The organism is Streptococcus oralis (assembly GCF_901543815.1).
GTDB lineage: Bacteria > Bacillota > Bacilli > Lactobacillales > Streptococcaceae > Streptococcus > Streptococcus oralis_CM.
On sequence record NZ_CABEIU010000002.1, the window covers coordinates 1,513,603 to 1,529,847 of the forward strand.

15 protein-coding genes and 1 pseudogene are annotated in these 16,245 nt (G+C 42.5%); 3 read left to right on the forward strand and 13 right to left on the reverse strand.

Annotation, left to right across the window (positions count from 1 at the left end; genetic code table 11):
• The 6 genes and pseudogenes from murD to FQT28_RS07640 form a co-directional block, all read right to left on the reverse strand.
• Window positions 1–1,353 (reverse strand): UDP-N-acetylmuramoyl-L-alanine--D-glutamate ligase, encoded by a 1,353-nt coding sequence (gene murD, locus FQT28_RS07615; protein ID WP_143989866.1) that lies wholly within the window; start codon window positions 1,351–1,353, stop codon window positions 1–3.
• Window positions 1,354–1,456: 103 nt separating this feature from the next.
• Window positions 1,457–1,633 (reverse strand): annotated as a pseudogene (locus FQT28_RS07620) (AAA family ATPase); the annotation flags it as partial.
• A 70-nt stretch (window positions 1,634–1,703) separates the two neighbouring features.
• Window positions 1,704–2,108: a PaaI family thioesterase gene (locus FQT28_RS07625; protein WP_038805722.1), complete on the reverse strand. Its 405-nt coding sequence runs from the start codon at window positions 2,106–2,108 to the stop codon at window positions 1,704–1,706.
• Between the two features lie 69 nt (window positions 2,109–2,177).
• A complete protein-coding gene (locus FQT28_RS07630) occupies window positions 2,178–3,665 on the reverse strand; it encodes a UDP-glucose--hexose-1-phosphate uridylyltransferase (RefSeq protein ID WP_143989867.1) in 1,488 nt (495 codons plus the stop codon).
• Window positions 3,662–4,321 (reverse strand): HAD family hydrolase, encoded by a 660-nt coding sequence (locus tag FQT28_RS07635; protein ID WP_143989868.1) that lies wholly within the window; start codon window positions 4,319–4,321, stop codon window positions 3,662–3,664. The genes FQT28_RS07630 and FQT28_RS07635 overlap by 4 nt, the downstream gene beginning before the upstream one ends.
• Window positions 4,322–4,332: 11 nt before the next feature.
• Entirely contained in the window at window positions 4,333–5,511 is a 1,179-nt protein-coding gene (locus FQT28_RS07640; protein ID WP_143989869.1) for a galactokinase, read from the reverse strand.
• Between the two features lie 163 nt (window positions 5,512–5,674).
• On the opposite strand from FQT28_RS07640, the gene galR reads away from it, so the two are divergent.
• Window positions 5,675–6,676, forward strand: a complete 1,002-nt coding sequence (gene galR, locus FQT28_RS07645; protein WP_143989870.1) for a DNA-binding transcriptional regulator GalR — start codon at window positions 5,675–5,677, stop codon at window positions 6,674–6,676.
• A gap of 67 nt (window positions 6,677–6,743) precedes the next feature.
• Here the strand turns inward: galR and FQT28_RS07650 are convergent, their stop codons facing one another.
• The 3 genes from FQT28_RS07650 to FQT28_RS07660 all read right to left on the reverse strand — a co-directional run bounded on the left by FQT28_RS07650 (window position 6,744) and on the right by FQT28_RS07660 (window position 11,552).
• On the reverse strand, window positions 6,744–7,781 hold the full coding sequence (locus FQT28_RS07650) for a zinc-binding dehydrogenase (protein WP_143989871.1): 1,038 nt from the start codon (window positions 7,779–7,781) through the stop codon (window positions 6,744–6,746).
• Window positions 7,782–8,017: 236 nt separating this feature from the next.
• Window positions 8,018–10,543, reverse strand: coding sequence for an ABC transporter ATP-binding protein/permease (locus tag FQT28_RS07655; RefSeq protein WP_143989872.1), 2,526 nt, complete (start codon window positions 10,541–10,543; stop codon window positions 8,018–8,020).
• A 109-nt stretch (window positions 10,544–10,652) separates the two neighbouring features.
• A complete protein-coding gene (locus tag FQT28_RS07660) occupies window positions 10,653–11,552 on the reverse strand; it encodes a cation diffusion facilitator family transporter (protein WP_143989873.1) in 900 nt (299 codons plus the stop codon).
• A 130-nt stretch (window positions 11,553–11,682) separates the two neighbouring features.
• Here FQT28_RS07660 and FQT28_RS07665 point away from each other — a divergent pair, with 130 nt between their 5' ends.
• Both FQT28_RS07665 and FQT28_RS07670 read left to right on the forward strand, forming a co-directional pair.
• On the forward strand, window positions 11,683–12,237 hold the full coding sequence (locus tag FQT28_RS07665; RefSeq protein ID WP_143989874.1) for a TetR/AcrR family transcriptional regulator: 555 nt from the start codon (window positions 11,683–11,685) through the stop codon (window positions 12,235–12,237).
• A gap of 26 nt (window positions 12,238–12,263) precedes the next feature.
• Window positions 12,264–12,596, forward strand: a complete 333-nt coding sequence (locus tag FQT28_RS07670) for a hypothetical protein (RefSeq protein WP_000958079.1) — start codon at window positions 12,264–12,266, stop codon at window positions 12,594–12,596.
• Between the two features lie 90 nt (window positions 12,597–12,686).
• On the opposite strand, the gene FQT28_RS07675 is transcribed toward FQT28_RS07670, so the two are convergent.
• The 4 genes from FQT28_RS07675 to FQT28_RS07690 are packed head-to-tail and all read right to left on the reverse strand — an operon-like array spanning window position 12,687 to window position 16,154.
• Window positions 12,687–14,207, reverse strand: a complete 1,521-nt coding sequence (locus FQT28_RS07675; protein WP_143989875.1) for an ABC transporter permease/substrate-binding protein — start codon at window positions 14,205–14,207, stop codon at window positions 12,687–12,689.
• Window positions 14,200–14,928 carry an ATP-binding cassette domain-containing protein gene (locus tag FQT28_RS07680; RefSeq protein ID WP_143989876.1) on the reverse strand — a complete coding sequence of 243 codons (729 nt, stop codon included), beginning with the start codon at window positions 14,926–14,928 and terminating at the stop codon, window positions 14,200–14,202. Before FQT28_RS07680 ends, FQT28_RS07675 begins: the two co-directional genes overlap by 8 nt.
• Before the next feature lie 14 nt (window positions 14,929–14,942).
• Window positions 14,943–15,707, reverse strand: coding sequence for a nuclear transport factor 2 family protein (locus FQT28_RS07685; protein WP_038804453.1), 765 nt, complete (start codon window positions 15,705–15,707; stop codon window positions 14,943–14,945).
• A 3-nt stretch (window positions 15,708–15,710) separates the two neighbouring features.
• Entirely contained in the window at window positions 15,711–16,154 is a 444-nt protein-coding gene (locus FQT28_RS07690; RefSeq protein WP_143989877.1) for a MarR family transcriptional regulator, read from the reverse strand.
• Between the last annotated feature and the right edge of the window lie 91 nt (window positions 16,155–16,245).

Consider the following 16,245-nt stretch of genomic DNA (forward strand, 5'->3'; position numbering starts at 1 on the left):
TTATTCCTTTAACTCCGCAACTGTGTCGATAAAGAGGTCGCCACGTACTTCAAAGTTAGCATACATATCCCAGCTGGCATTGGCAGGACTGAGGAGAACCACATCTCCTTGAGTCGCTAGCTCATAAGCCTTGCGAGTCGCATCAGCAATATCTGTCGCATCTACATAAGACACACCAGCCTTATCCGCTGCCCGTTTGACACGTTCTGCAGATTGACCGAGGATGACCATCTTCTTGAGCCCAGTAATATCTGGCACCAATTCGTCAAACTCATTGCCGCGGTCTAAACCACCTGCAATCAAGATGACCTTGCTGTTGTCAAATCCTGACAAGGCTTTTTGAGTTGCCAAGATATTGGTTGACTTGCTATCGTTATAGAATTTGACCCCCTTGATTTCATCCACAAATTGGAGACGGTGTTTGACACCACCAAAAGCTGAAAGAGTTTCCTTGATGGTTTGGTTGTCTACACCACGAAGCTTAGCTACTGCAATGGTCGCAAGGGCATTTTCTACATTGTGGCTACCTGGAACACCGATTTCACTAGCTACCATGACCACTTCTCCACGGAAGTAGAGTTGACCATCTTCCAAATAAGCTCCGTCAACCTTTTCAAGTGTTGAAAATGGAACAACAGTGGCTTGTGTTTTGCTAGCCAATTCTTTTGCCAAGTCTTGGTTAAAGTTCAATACAAGGAAATCATCCGCTGTCATCTTGTTCTGGATATTCCACTTGGCTGCTACATATTCCTCAAAAGAACCATGATAGTCGATATGAGTTGGCATGAGGTTGGTAATGACCGCAATCTCAGGATGGAATTCTTGAACACCCATCAACTGGAAAGAAGAAAGTTCCATGACAAGCGTGTCCTTGGCTGTTGCAGTTTGAGCCACTTGACTAGCAGGATAGCCGATGTTCCCTGACAATAGACCATGTTGACCGGCAGCAGTTAAAACTTCCCCAATCATAGTCGTTGTAGTCGTTTTTCCATTTGAACCAGTAATACCAACAATCGGTGCATCTGAAATCAAGTAAGCCAATTCCACCTCAGTCAAGACTGGAATTCCCTTTGCCAAAGCCTTTTCAATCATGGGATTGCTATACGGGATACCTGGATTTTTCACCATCAGAGCAAAATCTTCATCCAATAATTCCAAAGGATGCCCACCAGTGACAACCTTGATCCCCTCTTCCAGTAGGCTTTGAGCAGCTGGATTTTCCTCGAAAGGCTTGCCGTCATTAACAGTGACAATAGCACCCAGCTTATCCAATAAACGAGCCGCAGACTCACCAGACTTAGCCAACCCTAAAACAAGGACTTTCTTATTTTTAAATTGATCGATTACTTTCATGTCTCAAACTCCATTTCTACTCCTACTATTTTACCATTTTTATGGAAATAAAAAAGCCACAAAGTGTATTTGTGACTCTTTCTTCTAACTGAATCTTGCCTTATCATCGATGAGATAAATCGGTAACTCGAATAACTTGGTCCACTTGTTCCCAAATCAGAGGATTGTGGGTCGCAATAATAATAGTTCGATTCGGATTTTTTAAAGATTCTAGGATAGAAAGTAATTCCTCAGAGTTTTTGGGGTCTAAGGAAGCGGTTGGTTCATCTGCGAGAATCAAAACTAACCTGCACTCCAAAAGTTCGACAAAAAATATCTAACCCTTAGAGTGCAGGTCAACTCTCAGTACTTTATATCCTCACCTGTCTTTCCTCTGACCGCTGGCCTGTGACAAACATGGTAAAGGTGGCTTTGCAGACATTTCTGCCTTCTTGATTGGTAATATCCACATCCACGACACAGGTTGTGCGACCTTGGTGGACACATTCTCCTTTAATGGTCAGTATATCGTCGAGTTTTCCTGCCTTGAGGTAGTTGATAGAGGATTGGAGCGTCACTCCATCAAGCCCCAGCGAGATGACCACCAATCCACTGATCTGGTCACAGAGGGTAAAGAGATAGCCACCATGGGCATTGCCATAGTAATTGAGAGACGAGTCCACCACTTTCGTCGTCACCACAACATGACCATCTCTCATTTTATCTATTTCGTAATTTTCAAAGGCAGATATAGCGTCAAAATGAAAATCTTTCATCGTTTCCTCCTGATAGTTCAAACGACACTATGATACTACTTTTTATAGGACTGTGCAAGGAGAAAGCTCCTAGTCTGGTAAAATTCCGACCTGTTCTACAAAGCGCATAAAGGCTGCCTGTCCTTGTTCCGTCTGCTTGTAAACCCCCGCGTCCTCCAAAACACGCGCAAAGATAGCACCCACAGAGTCCTTGACGATTTCAAGGGCTTTTTCTTGATCTGTTAGGTCTGGATGTTGGGCTTTGAGTTGAACTGCCCATTCCTGATGATAGTCGGCAACTGAGACTTCTTCTCCGACAAGGTAGGCTGCTACTTGCTCTACTTCCGCTTTCAGACGTGGTGGCAAAATAGCCAAGCCCATGACCTCAATCAAGCCGATATTTTCCTTCTTGATATGTTGAACATCCTTGTGGGGATGATAGATGCCGTCAGGATGCTCTGGCGATGTCTGGTTGTCTCGCAAGACCAAGTCCAATTCAAACTGACCATCTCGTCTACGGGCAATGAGTGTAATGGTGTGATGCGGTGTCCCGTCTGTCTCTGCCAAAATCTGTACTTCAGGGTCTGAATACTGTCGCCATTCCTGTAAAATCTTATCAGCCAAGTTAATCAAATCCTCTTTAGAATTCGAAGTCAAACGTAGCACTGACATTGGCCACTTGACAATCCCAGCCATGACCTGCTCAAAACCAGCAAATCGGAAGGCCTTTTGCAGAGGAGCCAATTCCATAGGGAATACATGACGGCCTCCCTGATAGTGATCATGAGTTAGAATAGACCCCCCCACGATTGGTAAATCGGCATTTGAGCCCGCAAAATAGCCTGGAAACTGCTCAACGATAGCCAGCAGACGCTCAAAGCTGAGACGGCTGATAGCCATGGGACGATGCTGGCCATCTAAGAAAATACAGTGCTCATTAAAATAAGCATAGGGCGAATACTGGAAGCCCCACTCCTGACCCGCCATTTCAAAACGGATAATGCGGTGATTGCTACGAGCTGGATGGTTAACCCGACCATAATATCCTTCGTTCTCTAGACAGAGTTGACACTGGGGATAATTGCTAGCTTGAACCAACTTAGCTGCCGCAATCTCCTTTGGATCCTTTTCAGGTTTAGAGAGGTTGATAGTAATCTCAAGTTCTCCGTAGTCAGATGGAACACGATAAGCGATATTCTTAGCAATGGCCTTGAGTTTGATGTAGTCATTTTTCTGGCTGAGCTGGTAAAAATCCCCTATCGCCTGCTCAGGAGATTGGGCATAGGTTGCCCAGAAGTCACGATTGACCTGACTTGGACAAGGGGTTACCAAGTCCATCAGTTCAGCACCGAGAATTTCACGAGTAGCCTGACTATCCTCAATCGTCTCTAATCGAACCGCTTCTTCGACCAGCTGCTCCTTGAGGTCAATCAACTCATCTAGATCAGTCTCAACTTCCAAAACACCTTCACCCACTCGCGCCAAAACACGATTGGTCAGGTAGATTCGATCCATTTCCTCAAATGAACTTCCAGCAATGACTTCCGTGATAAATGTATCTAGAATTCCCTGACTCATTGATTCTCCTTCTTACTTTCTAAATAGTCTCTGACAGCATCTAAATCCTGAAAAACTTGTTCTGTTTTATTTAAGAAAGACTGTGCTGGCATTTTTAAGTCTGGAATACAAATAACTGGTATCCCAGCTCTATACGCTACTTCAATCCCTGCTTCACTATCCTCTAATACTAAGCAATTCTCTGGTAAAACATTCAAATCACTACAGGCCTTTAAAAATATATCAGGGTAAGGTTTGCTTCGCTTTACATCTTTTGCAAAAACTAGATGGTCAAATAGGGACAGTATACCATTACTATCTAAAATCATTCTAGCTCTAGATTCAACACTTGAAGTTGCTAGAGCGATTGGAATACCTTCTCTTTGCAAAAAAGCAAGCAAATTTTTAGCACCTTTTTTTAAATTTACACCTTTGGCTAATATTCGAGCTTCCAGTTCATAAACTTTTTCCAAGGTTTGGTCAAAGTTCCAAGGTAAATCATAGGTATCTAAAAATCGTTGAACATTCTCCTCTTCCCTATGTCCACTGTATTCTCTAGAATATATTTCTTCTGTGAAAGGAATTCCAAAATCTTTAAGCAATTCTTGATAAACTTTTAGAGAAATGATCTCAGTATCAGCTAATAAGCCATCTAAATCAAATATTACAGCGTCCATTTACTTCTCTCCTAGTCTAAAACGCGAGTGCCACCTGCAACTTCAGCGATATAGAAGCTTGGAGCGTATCCAACGACTTCCTCGTAGTGTTTGCCTACAGCTTCCTTAAAGGCCTCAACAGCATCTTTTTGCACCAAGGCAATGGCACAGCCACCAAAACCTGCCCCTGTCATACGAGCACCAAGAACACCTTCTTGAGCCCAAGCAGTATGAACGAGGGTATCCAATTCCAAACCAGTTACTTCATAGTCATGCTCTAGAGAAACGTGAGATGCATTCATCAAGTGACCAAAGGTTTCCAAGTCACCCGCCTGAAGAGCTACTTGAGCTTTAAGAGTACGTTGGTTTTCAAGCACAGCATGGCGAGCACGTTTTAAGCGATTTTCGTCTTTGATTAGATAGCTATATTGGTCAAAGGCCCACTCGTCCAATTCACCCAAGGTCTCAATATCCAAGGCAGCTTGCAATTCTTCTACTGCTTTTTCACACTCAGCACGGCGTTCATTGTATTTAGAGTCCGCTAGTTCACGGCGTTTGTTGGTGTTCATGATGACAACAACATTGTCCTTCAAATCAAGTGGCACCAAGTCATATTCTAACGTATTGGTATCCAGGTAAATGGCACGTTGGTCAGCTCCCATACCGATAGCAAACTGGTCCATGATACCAGAGTTGACTCCGATAAAGTTGTTCTCTGTTTGTTTTCCGATTTTAACCAAATCCAAACGGTCTAGTTTTAAATCAAAGAGATGCTCTGCCACAACACCAGTCAAAAGTTCCAAGGATGCTGAAGAAGACAAGCCTGCACCATTTGGGATATTCCCAAAGACATAAAAATCAAAACCTTTGTCAATGACATGGCCAGCTTCTTGCAAGAAATGAAGGACACCTTTTGGATAATTGGTCCAGCTGTGCTCTTTTTCAAATTTGAGGTCAGCAAGAGGCACTTCGATGATACCCTTGTCTTCAAAATTGGCTGAGTAGAAACGCAAGACTTGGTCGTCACGCTTGCGAGCCGCTCCATATGTTCCCAAGGAAATGGCAGCAGGAAAAACGTGACCGCCATTGTAGTCCGTGTGTTCACCAATCAGATTGATACGACCTGGTGAGAAGAAAGTTTGGTCTGCTTCTTGACCAAAAACGGCAAGAAAGTCTTTGCGAAGGGCTTCAGCAGTAAGATGTTGTGTCATATAAATTCTCCTTTGACTGTCGTTAAGTCACCTTAACGTGTAATCGTTTTCTTCTATTGTATCCAAGGGATTTGCCAAGGTCAATCCTTTTTACTAAACTTTTACTAAACAATCAGTAAAAAGCAGAAAAATATGATATACTAACCTAAAAGGAGGAGGATTTATGGCTACATTAAAAGACATTGCACAGCTAGCCTCTGTCTCTATCGCGACCGTATCCCGTGTCCTCAATCGCGACCAGAGTCTATCTGTTACAGAAGAAACCAGACACCGTATTTTAACTGTCGCTGAAGAGCTGGGCTATACTAAGCATCTCAAGACAGGCGAATCCCACAAACCCAAGCAAAAGATTGCCATTATCCAATGGGTCAGCGAACAAGGGGAGCTAGACGACCTATACTACTACCAGATTCGCCTCGGTATTGAAAAAAGAGCCCAAGAACTGGACTATGATATCTTGCGCTATTTTAACGATCATCCTTTTACACTGAGCGAGGAAGTGATTGGCATTCTCTGCATCGGAAAGTTCAGCCGAGCTCAGATTTCCGCCTTTGAAGAATACCAAAAACCTTTAGTCTTTATAGACAGCGATACCCTCTCACTAGGCCATACCTGTATTATCACTGACTTTTACACTGCTGTGAAACAAGTTGTAGACCATTTCCTCAGCCAAGGTATGAACCGTATCGGAATTCTCACAGGCCTTGAGGAAACAACCGACCAGGAAGAAATTATCCAGGATAAGCGGCTAGAGAATTTCAAAGACATTACCCAAGCAAATGGTATCTACCATGAAGAACTGGTCTTTCAGGGGAGCTTTACTGCCCAGTCTGGCTATGACTTGATGAAGGAGGCCATTCACAAGCTAGGAGAACAACTACCACCAGCCTTTTTCGCCGCCAGTGATAGTTTAGCCATCGGTGCCCTCCGTGCCCTTCAGGAAGCTGGAATCAGCTTACCAGACCGCGTCAGCCTCATTTCTTTTAACGACACCAGCCTGACCAAGCAGGTCTATCCTCCTCTTTCTAGCATTACCGTCTATACCGAAGAAATGGGCCGAGCAGGTATGGATATTCTTAACAAGGAAGTCCTCCACGGGCGGAAAATTCCTAGCCTGACTATGCTGGGAACCAAACTGACATTGAGAGAAAGTACTCTGCCATAACTCAACAAATATAGCAACGCAAAAAATCCTAATAGAAATTCTCAAATCTCCATTAGGATTTTCTTTGTTAATCCATCACAATCATAGACTTAATGGTCTTACGTTCGTCCATGTCTTTATAAGCCTGGTTAATATCCTCTAATTTATAACTTGAAGTAAAGACACGACCTGGATTGATATCACCATCAAGGACAGCCTTGAGCAAGAATTTCTTGTCATAGGTGGTGACAGAAGCTGGTCCGCCAGCCACAGAAATGTTTTGAGCAAAGGTAGAACCGAGCGTACGGTTATTGTAATGAGGAACACCAACGAAGCCTAAACGTCCACCATTGTGAAGAACCCCAAGGGCTTGATCTACGGCTACTTCAGTCCCAACACATTCAAGGGCTGCATCTGCTCCACCACCAAGGATTTCACGGACTTTGGCAATTCCCTCTTGACCACGTTCAGCCACAACAGCTGTCGCTCCTGACTCCAAGGCCATTTGTTGACGTTCTTCATGACGACTCATAAGGACAATTTGAGAAGCTCCACGCATCTTAGCTGCAATGACAGCGCATTGACCAACAGCCCCATCACCGATAACGACCACCTTGTCGCCTTTTTGCACATTAGCAACACGCGCCGCATGATAGCCTGTCGGCATGACATCAGCAAGAGTCAATAGGGATTTTAGCATACCTTCGCTATAATCTGAAGGTTGTCCAGGGATTTTAACCAGCGCCCAGTTGGCATAGTGGAAACGGATATACTCAGCCTGGACACCACCTGACCAGTTGGTGCCAATATGGCGGTCACAAGTCCCATCATAGCCAGCGCGACAGGCATCACACTCCCCACAGCCATGGGTGAAAGGTGCAATAACAAAATCGCCAGGTTTAACAGTCGTCACTGCATCACCAATTGCCTCAATGATACCAATCGCTTCGTGCCCACTATTTTGATGCCCCGTTTCAATATCTGGATTGCGATAGCTCCACAGATCAGAGCCACAAACACAGGTCCGAACGATCCGAATAATGGCATCATCTGCCTCAATGATTTGCGGATGCTCCACTTCAATAAGACCAACCTGACCAGCTTTTGTATAAACTGTTTTCTTCATAGAACCACTCCTTTTCTATTGGTTTCTTACTTTCATTATACACTTTTTATCAAGCTTTCGCTCGTATCAATCATTATTAACGGCGATAAGGCACTAGTTTAGTCCAATATAGTCTTTTCTTCTTGAGATTTAAGTTTTATAAGGAGAGATTTTTCGATTACGTTTTTAATAGTTTCCAGCCAATAGAAAAAGTGAATAAAGAAATATTCCTTTATCCACCTTTTTAGGGTTTAATGTTATTCGCTACGAAGCGATTCGACTGGGTCTTTCTTAGCAGCGATGCGTGAAGGGATTAGACCGGCTAACATGGTAAGGACAATCGAAATACCGATAAGGATTAGAGCTACTTCTATTGGTAATTGCGCTACATTTCCCACATTTGTCATTTTCGCAACAATCGCATTGATTGGGAATGTCGCAAGAAAGGTAATCGCGATACCGAGCACCCCAGAGATCAATCCTTCAATGGCTGTTTCAGCAGTGAAGATACGACGAATATCTTTCTTCGAAGCCCCCATTGCACGTAGGATTCCGATTTCTTTTGTACGTTCGAGAACTGAAATGTACGTGATAATCGAAATCATTATAGAAGATACAATGAGTGAGATGGCCACAAAGCCAACGAGTACTGTTGTCACTACGCCAACCAATGTCGTAATTGAAGACATGATAGTTTGGATATCATCTGAATAAGCGAGTACCTTATCGTCTTCTCCAGCTTCTTTTTTCGCTGTGTTATAGGCGTTTATGAACTCTTTTAAGTCTTGTTTTTGTTGGAACGAAGAGGTGTAGAGCTCAATGGCAGCTGGTTTGGATTTGTTGATGACGCCCATTTTTGCGAGGTTTTCCTCGTAAGTTGAAGCCGAATTGTCGTTATATTGTTGGACATACTGCGCCTGTTCTTCAGGCGTCATTTTAGCCAACTGAATTTTTTCTTCTTCGGTTAAATTCTCCGAACTGAATGGTTTAGGATCTTTGGCAAAGTCTTTACCCGTAAATACATTTAGATTTTGATTGGCTTCCTGTTCCTTAACGATATCACTATTTTGAATGTATTCGGAAGTGTAATCAATAAGGGCGCTTGTGTAGGCGATTCCTCCTGAAGGAGTATTCACGCCTGAACTTGTGCCGTCTTTTTGGCGAAGAACACCCACAATTTTAAGTTGGAGCCCATTCTCGATTTGAGTTTTCATATAAGAAGCATTATCAATCTTATTGAGCCATAAGTTATTTTCTTTCACAAAACGGTTTGTATTGACAACTGCTTTGAAAGTTTTTCCGATAAAATCACTATATTGATACGTTTGAGAAGAGAGTTCGTCGAGCTTCTTCGTATCGTTCAATTCACTGGGATCTTTGATACGCAAACTATAGAGCAACAAATCGCTAATTTGATTGTTTTCATCTACGATAAGGACGATCTCGGACTTATCTTGTGGGAAGTGTCCTTCCAACACGTCGTACTTGCTTTCTAGCATTGAAGAATCACTAGAAAGTTCACTCCAGTAGTTGAGGTTTTGTAAGTATCCCTTCATCGTTTGATTCGCTGTTTCTATTTCATCAGCTAAGGTTGAAGGCAGAATACTTTTGGGTCCGTTGGAAGTATCACTTGCATAGATAAACGGTTGTAAATTGTATCGGTAACGAATGTCTTTTGTGAGAGATTCGACCTTCGAAGCGTGTTCCTCCAAGTAAGTCTTGAAGGAAGCTAGGTCGTTCTTTCCGATTTGTTTTTTCAATAAATTCGTTAAAACCGTATTGATACCGAGCTCATGATTATCCTTGTAAGGCTTCTCGCTCAAATCTGGAGAGGTCGCCAACAAGTTGCTCTGGTTCTGCTCGCTAATCGTCAGTGGAAGAGAGACGAGAGTATCTTCCTGCACCTTTTTAACGTAGTCACTCACACCATTGGAAAGGGCTAAAATAAGAGCAATCCCGATAATCCCGATAGAACCCGCAAAAGCTGTTAGTAAGGTACGACCTTTCTTTGTCAATAGGTTATTAAAGGAAAGTACAAGGGCGGTTATAAAGCTCATCTTCGTCTTCGTGAACTGGATGTCGACTTGCTTTGTCTCCTCTGTTGGTTCGCATGGGTTTGAGTCGCTCAAGATGTTTCCATCTAATACTTGTACGATACGTGTGGAGTACTTCTGCGCCAGCTCTGGGTTATGCGTCACCATGATAACCAAACGTTCCTTGGCAATGTCTTTTAATAAATCCATGATTTGAACAGAAGTCTCAGAATCGAGCGCTCCTGTCGGTTCGTCGGCTAAAACGACTTTTGGATCATTAACAAGAGCACGCGCAATCGCGATTCGTTGCATTTGTCCCCCAGACATTTGACTTGGTTTCTTATATAAATGGTCTTTTAGGCCTACGCGTTCGAGCACTTCGATAGCACGTTTCTTACGTTCTGCTTTTGAAACACCCGAAAGAGTCATTGCAATTTCTACGTTAGAGAGTTCAGTTTGGTGCCCGATGAGATTATAAGACTGAAAGATGAAACCGATGGTGTGGTTTCTGTAGCTATCCCAATCGCGGTCTTTAAATTGCTTTGTTGATTTTCCTTGGATGAGTAAATCACCAGATGTGTATTGGTCGAGTCCCCCGATGATATTTAATAGGGTGGTTTTCCCAGAACCCGATTGCCCAAGAATGGAGACAAACTCATTCTCACGGAAGCGAATCGAGATATCCTTTAGCGCGTGGAACTCTTGATTGCCCGTATGATAGACTTTTGAAATGTGTTGTAGCTGTAACATCGTCTATCTCCTTTCAGTGATATATGTAGTCTATCACAATTTCATAATGGAGTAAATATGTTACATTTACAATTCATCAAAAATAATCAACAAATAGAAAATCGACTTCTTATGAATGATGATGTCCATGACTTTGACCTACTTCCAACTCCTCAATTTTTCGCTTATGGGTTTGATGACTTGCTAGGTTTGCATCAACTTCAATGGTAACATTTTGAAAACCATAATCTTTGAGTAAATTACGAATGGATTCTTTACAATACTCCATATGTTCAATCTCTTCTAGGCAAACATGGACAATGGCGTCATTTTCCAAACCATCCATGGACCAAATACTGAGTTGATTAACACTTTTAACATTATCTAGCGCTGCTAACTCTTTCTCTAGCTTAGCAGTCTCGATCCCTTCAGGCACAGCATCTAAGAAAATCTTGAGTGTTGACCAAAAACGAGGAAAGGCTTTCCAGAGGATAAAACTAGAAATTAAAAGAGACAAGAGTGGATCGAGAAAGTACCAGTCAGTCACATACAAAACACCAGCAACCAGAATAACCGCTAGCCATCCTAGAATATCTTCTAGAAAATGCAAGGTCAGGATAGCTTCGTTCTTGGTCTGACCCTTACGAACGATTAGACTAGCCAAGAGATTAATAAGAATCGCAAGAATCCCCAACCACAGCATCCCTTGGTAGTTGACAGGCTGAGGGGATAGGAGACGAGGAATATTCTCCAAGAGCACCATGAAAGATCCTATCAAAAGGATCAAGGCAGTCAGCATGGCACCTAGCAAACTGAAGCGTTTGTAGCCAAGAGTGTAACGCTTGTCTTCCTCTCGATTGGAAATAGTTTCCAAACAAGCTGATAAGCCTATGGCAAGGGCATCGCCCAAATCATGAACCGTATCCGCTAATACTGCACTTGAATTGAAGATGCCCCCAAAAATAAATTCGACAACAGAAAATGATAGATTCAAGAAAAAGGCTAGCCAGATAGATGTTTTAGAACTCATTTCTCTCCCTCCTTTGGTATAATAGGTATATATACTTCTTTCATTTGTATTATCTAATAAAATCCAAAGAAAGGATAGAAGCAAACTGTCAGCCTTATTCAGTTCTGAACAGTTTGTCTCAAGTGTCTATATGCCAAAAAGAGATCGTCGGGTTAGTAAGACGAAAAAAGCCATTTATCAAGCTTTTCTACAAGTTTTGAACGACAAGGGCTATGATGCTACTACTGTCCAAGATATCATTGACTTGGCAGATGTTGGGCGTTCCACTTTTTACTGTCACTACGAGAGTAAGGAACTGCTTTTAGATGAGCTCTGCCGCTACCTCTTTCATCATCTCTTTGAAAGGGAAGGACACATTACTACCGAGGACTACCTCGCACATATTTTTTTGCATTTTCAAAAAAATCAAGACCATGTCACCAGTCTTCTTTTTTCCAAAAACGACTACTTTCTCCGCCAACTACACAAGGAACTCGAACACCATGTTTACCCCATGGTAGCGGAGGATTTGCAAGAGACCTATCCAAACATTCCGGCTTCCTACCTCAAACATTTTGTAGTAACTAATTTTATCGAAACACTAACCTGGTGGCTTAAAAAAGGAAAATCTTATACCGAAGACCAAGTGGTGAGATTTTACTTAGATGTGATTGAGATGACTTCTACAAAATCACTCGAAATTTAATCCTATCACGAAGAAAGGAATCAACCATGTTAACTTCTATTATCCTAGGAATTCTAACGATTGTATTGGCTCTTATTTTCTCCCTCCTTCATCTCGCGGCAGCTTTCGCAGCCATGAAACAAAAGAACTACAGTCTGGGAAACACGTGCATCTTGGTCGGCAGTTGTCTCACTTCACTAGCTCTTGCTATCTTTTTCTTCGTTCCACTAGCAACGATCATCTTATGGATAGTGGGCTCTAGCATCATCTGTTACGGTGCTTACTGGAATGGGCGACAGCAAGAAAACCAACATATATCGCACCACATTATAAGGGGCACACTAGCGGCTTTGATTGCTCTCTTGTTTATCTTACTCTAACACTAAAAATCCCATCTCGTCTATAATTCGAGATGGGATTTTGTCTGCTGAAGAAAATTGCTAGTGGCTGCCACTGGCTTTCCTCTCCATTTATTTCTTCAACAAACCTTGTTCTTGTAGAAATTCCTTGGCTACTTGTTCTGCTGACTTGCCTTCAATGCCGACTTGATAATTCATCTGGCTCATCTGACTTTCAGAAATTTTACCAGCCAGTTTATTGAGAACTGTCTCCAACTCAGGGTGTTTCTTGAGAAGAGCTTCTTTCATTAGTGGAGCTCCTTGATAAGGTGGGAAGAGTTGCTTGTCATCTTCCAAGACCTGCAAATCATAGCGTGCCAACTCTGCATCGGTCGAATAGGCATCCGTGATTTGAATATCGCCTGACTGAATTGCCTGATAGCGAAGAGCTGGCTCCATGGTTGCTACATTAAGATTGAGACCATACATCGATTGCAAGCCCTTATTTCCATCCTCACGGTCATTAAACTCGAGAGTAAAGCCTGCCTTCAACTGTCCTTCCACTTTTTTCAAGTCCGAAATGGTCTTCAAGCCATATTCTTGAGCAATCCTTTTCGGAACAGCTACAGCGTAGGTATTTTGATAAGACATAGGTTTGAGATAGGCTAGATGATCTTGTTTGGCAATGCCATCACGCGCCACTTGATAAACCTGATCTGGTTCATGACCTACTTTAGGTACTGGTTGAAGCAAACTTTCAGTTACCGTACCAGTAAACTCTGGATAGATGTCAATATCACCTTTTTTCAGAGCTTCATAGAGAAAGCTAGTCTTCCCAAAATTCGGTTTAACAGTCGCAGTCATACCGGTATTTTCTTCAATCAGCAACTTATACATATTTGCCAAAATTTCGGGTTCCGGTCCCAATTTCCCAGCAATAACCAAGTTTTCTTTCTCTTTTTGAGCTAAGAGGGCTGGACTATAAGACAGACCGAGCAATATGGTCACCAAGGCAAAACCAGAAAAAATCGTCCGCAATTTTGCTTTTTCCATCACTTTTAGTAGGAAGTTAAAGGCAATGGCCAGCACTGCAGAAGAAAGTGCCCCAATCAAAATCAGACTGGTATTATTACGGTCAATTCCCAAAAGAATAAAGGAGCCCAGTCCCCCTGCCCCAATCAAGGCAGCCAAAGTTGCCGTACCGATAATCAAGACCGCTGCCGTCCGAATCCCAGACATTATAACAGGCATGGCAAGTGGAATTTCAAATTTCTTGAGACGCTCCCATCTGGTCATCCCAAAAGCAATCCCAGCCTCTTGTAGACTTGGATCAATCCCCTTTAGCCCAGTGATGGTATTTTGCAAAATCGGGAAAATCGCATAAATCACTAGAGCCGTCAAAGCAGGCAAGGTTCCAATTCCCATCAAGGGGATAAAGAGTCCCAACAAGGCTAGAGACGGGATAGTCTGGAAAATTCCTGCAATCTGCAAGACCCAGTCCGCCAACTTCTCATGATAACGAAGATAAACAGCCAAAGGAATAGCGATAAAAATAGCTAGTAACAAGGTTAAAAGTGACAACTGCAAATGTTGAGATAGAGCTGTTACCCAATCACCAAAACGATCCTGAAAAGTTGATATCAAATTAGTCATGAACACTACCTCCAAACAAGTCTGCTACAAAGTCCGTTGCAGGAGCTTTTAAAATCGTCTCAGGGTTCGCCACCTGACGAATCTCTCCATCCTGCAAGACAGCAATACGGTCCGCCAATTTCACAGCTTCATCCGTATCGTGGGTCACAAAAATCGTTGTCATGCCAAATTCATTATGCAATTCTTTCGTCAGAACCTGCAACTGTTTTCTCGAAATGGCATCCAAGGCCGAAAAAGGTTCATCCATGAGGAGAATCTTAGGCTGACCAATCATGGCACGGACAATGCCGACCCGTTGCTGTTCTCCACCAGATAGTTCACTAGGCAAACGATGCCCATACTCAGCTACTGGTAAACCAACCTTAGCTAAAAGCTCTTCTGTTTTCTTCGCAATTTCTTCCTTAGTCCAATCCTTCATCTCAGGAATCAGGGCAATATTTTCTGCAACCGTTAGATTGGGAAACAGTGCAATGGCTTGTAAAACATAACCAGTAGAAAGACGAAGTTCACGCTCATCATAGTCTTTGATGCGCTTGCCATCCATATAAATATTTCCATCAGTCGGCTCCAAAAGGCGGTTAATCATCTTAATCATGGTCGTCTTACCGGACCCAGAAGGCCCAACTAAAACCATGAACTCCCCATTCTCAATCCGTAAATTGACATCTCTCAAAACATCTTTTTCTGTGTAACGTAGCGCTACATTTTTATATTCAATCATTCTTTGTCCTCTATTTAAAACTTTCCTCGGTTGGTCAAGTCTTCTACCTTAGGCATGACTTCTTTATTGTCCCAATGCTCAACAATCAAGCCATTCTCCAAACGGAAGATGTCATACTGGGCATAGGCAACGCCATCAATCTGAGTCTGGCCATAGCTGACCACATAGTTTCCTTGTCCCAAAAGCTGGAAAACAAAGTCGAAAGTAATCTCATGTTCAGCCACATAGTTTTTATAAGCATCACTTCCTTGTCCAATCTCATGATTATGCTGAATCAAATCGTCTGCCACATAATCACTCCACTGCTCCAGCTCCCCATTTTGGAAAATTTCTGTCAAGAAACGACGAACGGTTTTTTTATTTTCTGCCGTTTTGTCCAAATCCTTGATCTCAAAATCACCAAAAATCTGATCTAATTGGCCATTTTCAGGTGTTCGATAGTAGTCAATGACATCCCAATGCTCCACGATGCGTCCATTCTCATCCGCACGGAAAGTATCTGTCGTTACCCATTGAGCTTCCCCGCCATTGAGAAATTGATGGACATGGACAAAGACCAGATTGCCATCCTCAATGGTGCGAACAATCTTCATCTCACGCTCAGGGTGGCGCTCAAAGAAATTTGCAAAGAAAGTCGCAAAACCTTCTTTCCCATCTGGCACACCTGTAGAGTGCTGAATGTAGGTATCTCCTACAGATTGGGCTTGAGCCTCAGCAACGCACCCGTCTTGAATGGCATGAATATATAAATTTTGCGCATTTTGGACTTGTTTTGACATGATTTAAGCCTCTTTTTCTTTCTCTTTCAGATTGGCTAAAATACGTTCCTGATAATTTTCAAACTGGCGAATTCCATCTTCTGAGAAACCTTTGTAAAAAATCGCATCCAACTTTTGACTAATACGATGACCAACTTCTTTCTGGAACCAACCCCGCTCAGTCAATTTGACGTATTTTTTTCGCTTGTCTGAACCACACTGACTAAAGGTCACCAAACCCTGCTCTTCCAACTTTTTCAGCATCGTCGTTAGCGTATTGTTAGTGAGACCAGTCGCCAGCGCAATATCTGTCGCGGTTGCACAGCCAGTTTCACTATTCCATAAAACCGCTAAAATCTTTCCCTGTTCACTCCGATAAAGAGCTTCAGGATCCTGACTCAATAACTTTTGAAAGATCCGCCCATTTAACAAACGAATATGATGGGCAACTAAATGACTATCCTTCATGATTCCTCCAATTTATTTCTATATAGAATTGTTTTTATTGTAACACCTATCGTTCTATCTGTCAACTATTTCGATTTAGAAATAATTTCCA

What these genes read in the sequence shown, in the direction of transcription:
- murD (WP_143989866.1), bottom strand. Translation starts at nt 1,353, where the DNA reads ATGAAAGTAATCGATCAATTTAAAAATAAGAAAGTCCTTGTTTTAGGG.
- FQT28_RS07625 (WP_038805722.1), bottom strand. Translation starts at nt 2,108, where the DNA reads ATGAAAGATTTTCATTTTGACGCTATATCTGCCTTTGAAAATTACGAA.
- FQT28_RS07630 (WP_143989867.1), bottom strand. Translation starts at nt 3,665, where the DNA reads ATGAGTCAGGGAATTCTAGATACATTTATCACGGAAGTCATTGCTGGA.
- FQT28_RS07635 (WP_143989868.1), bottom strand. Translation starts at nt 4,321, where the DNA reads ATGGACGCTGTAATATTTGATTTAGATGGCTTATTAGCTGATACTGAG.
- FQT28_RS07640 (WP_143989869.1), bottom strand. Translation starts at nt 5,511, where the DNA reads ATGACACAACATCTTACTGCTGAAGCCCTTCGCAAAGACTTTCTTGCC.
- galR (WP_143989870.1), top strand. Translation starts at nt 5,675, where the DNA reads ATGGCTACATTAAAAGACATTGCACAGCTAGCCTCTGTCTCTATCGCG.
- FQT28_RS07650 (WP_143989871.1), bottom strand. Translation starts at nt 7,781, where the DNA reads ATGAAGAAAACAGTTTATACAAAAGCTGGTCAGGTTGGTCTTATTGAA.
- FQT28_RS07655 (WP_143989872.1), bottom strand. Translation starts at nt 10,543, where the DNA reads ATGTTACAGCTACAACACATTTCAAAAGTCTATCATACGGGCAATCAA.
- FQT28_RS07660 (WP_143989873.1), bottom strand. Translation starts at nt 11,552, where the DNA reads ATGAGTTCTAAAACATCTATCTGGCTAGCCTTTTTCTTGAATCTATCA.
- FQT28_RS07665 (WP_143989874.1), top strand. Translation starts at nt 11,683, where the DNA reads ATGCCAAAAAGAGATCGTCGGGTTAGTAAGACGAAAAAAGCCATTTAT.
- FQT28_RS07670 (WP_000958079.1), top strand. Translation starts at nt 12,264, where the DNA reads ATGTTAACTTCTATTATCCTAGGAATTCTAACGATTGTATTGGCTCTT.
- FQT28_RS07675 (WP_143989875.1), bottom strand. Translation starts at nt 14,207, where the DNA reads ATGACTAATTTGATATCAACTTTTCAGGATCGTTTTGGTGATTGGGTA.
- FQT28_RS07680 (WP_143989876.1), bottom strand. Translation starts at nt 14,928, where the DNA reads ATGATTGAATATAAAAATGTAGCGCTACGTTACACAGAAAAAGATGTT.
- FQT28_RS07685 (WP_038804453.1), bottom strand. Translation starts at nt 15,707, where the DNA reads ATGTCAAAACAAGTCCAAAATGCGCAAAATTTATATATTCATGCCATT.
- FQT28_RS07690 (WP_143989877.1), bottom strand. Translation starts at nt 16,154, where the DNA reads ATGAAGGATAGTCATTTAGTTGCCCATCATATTCGTTTGTTAAATGGG.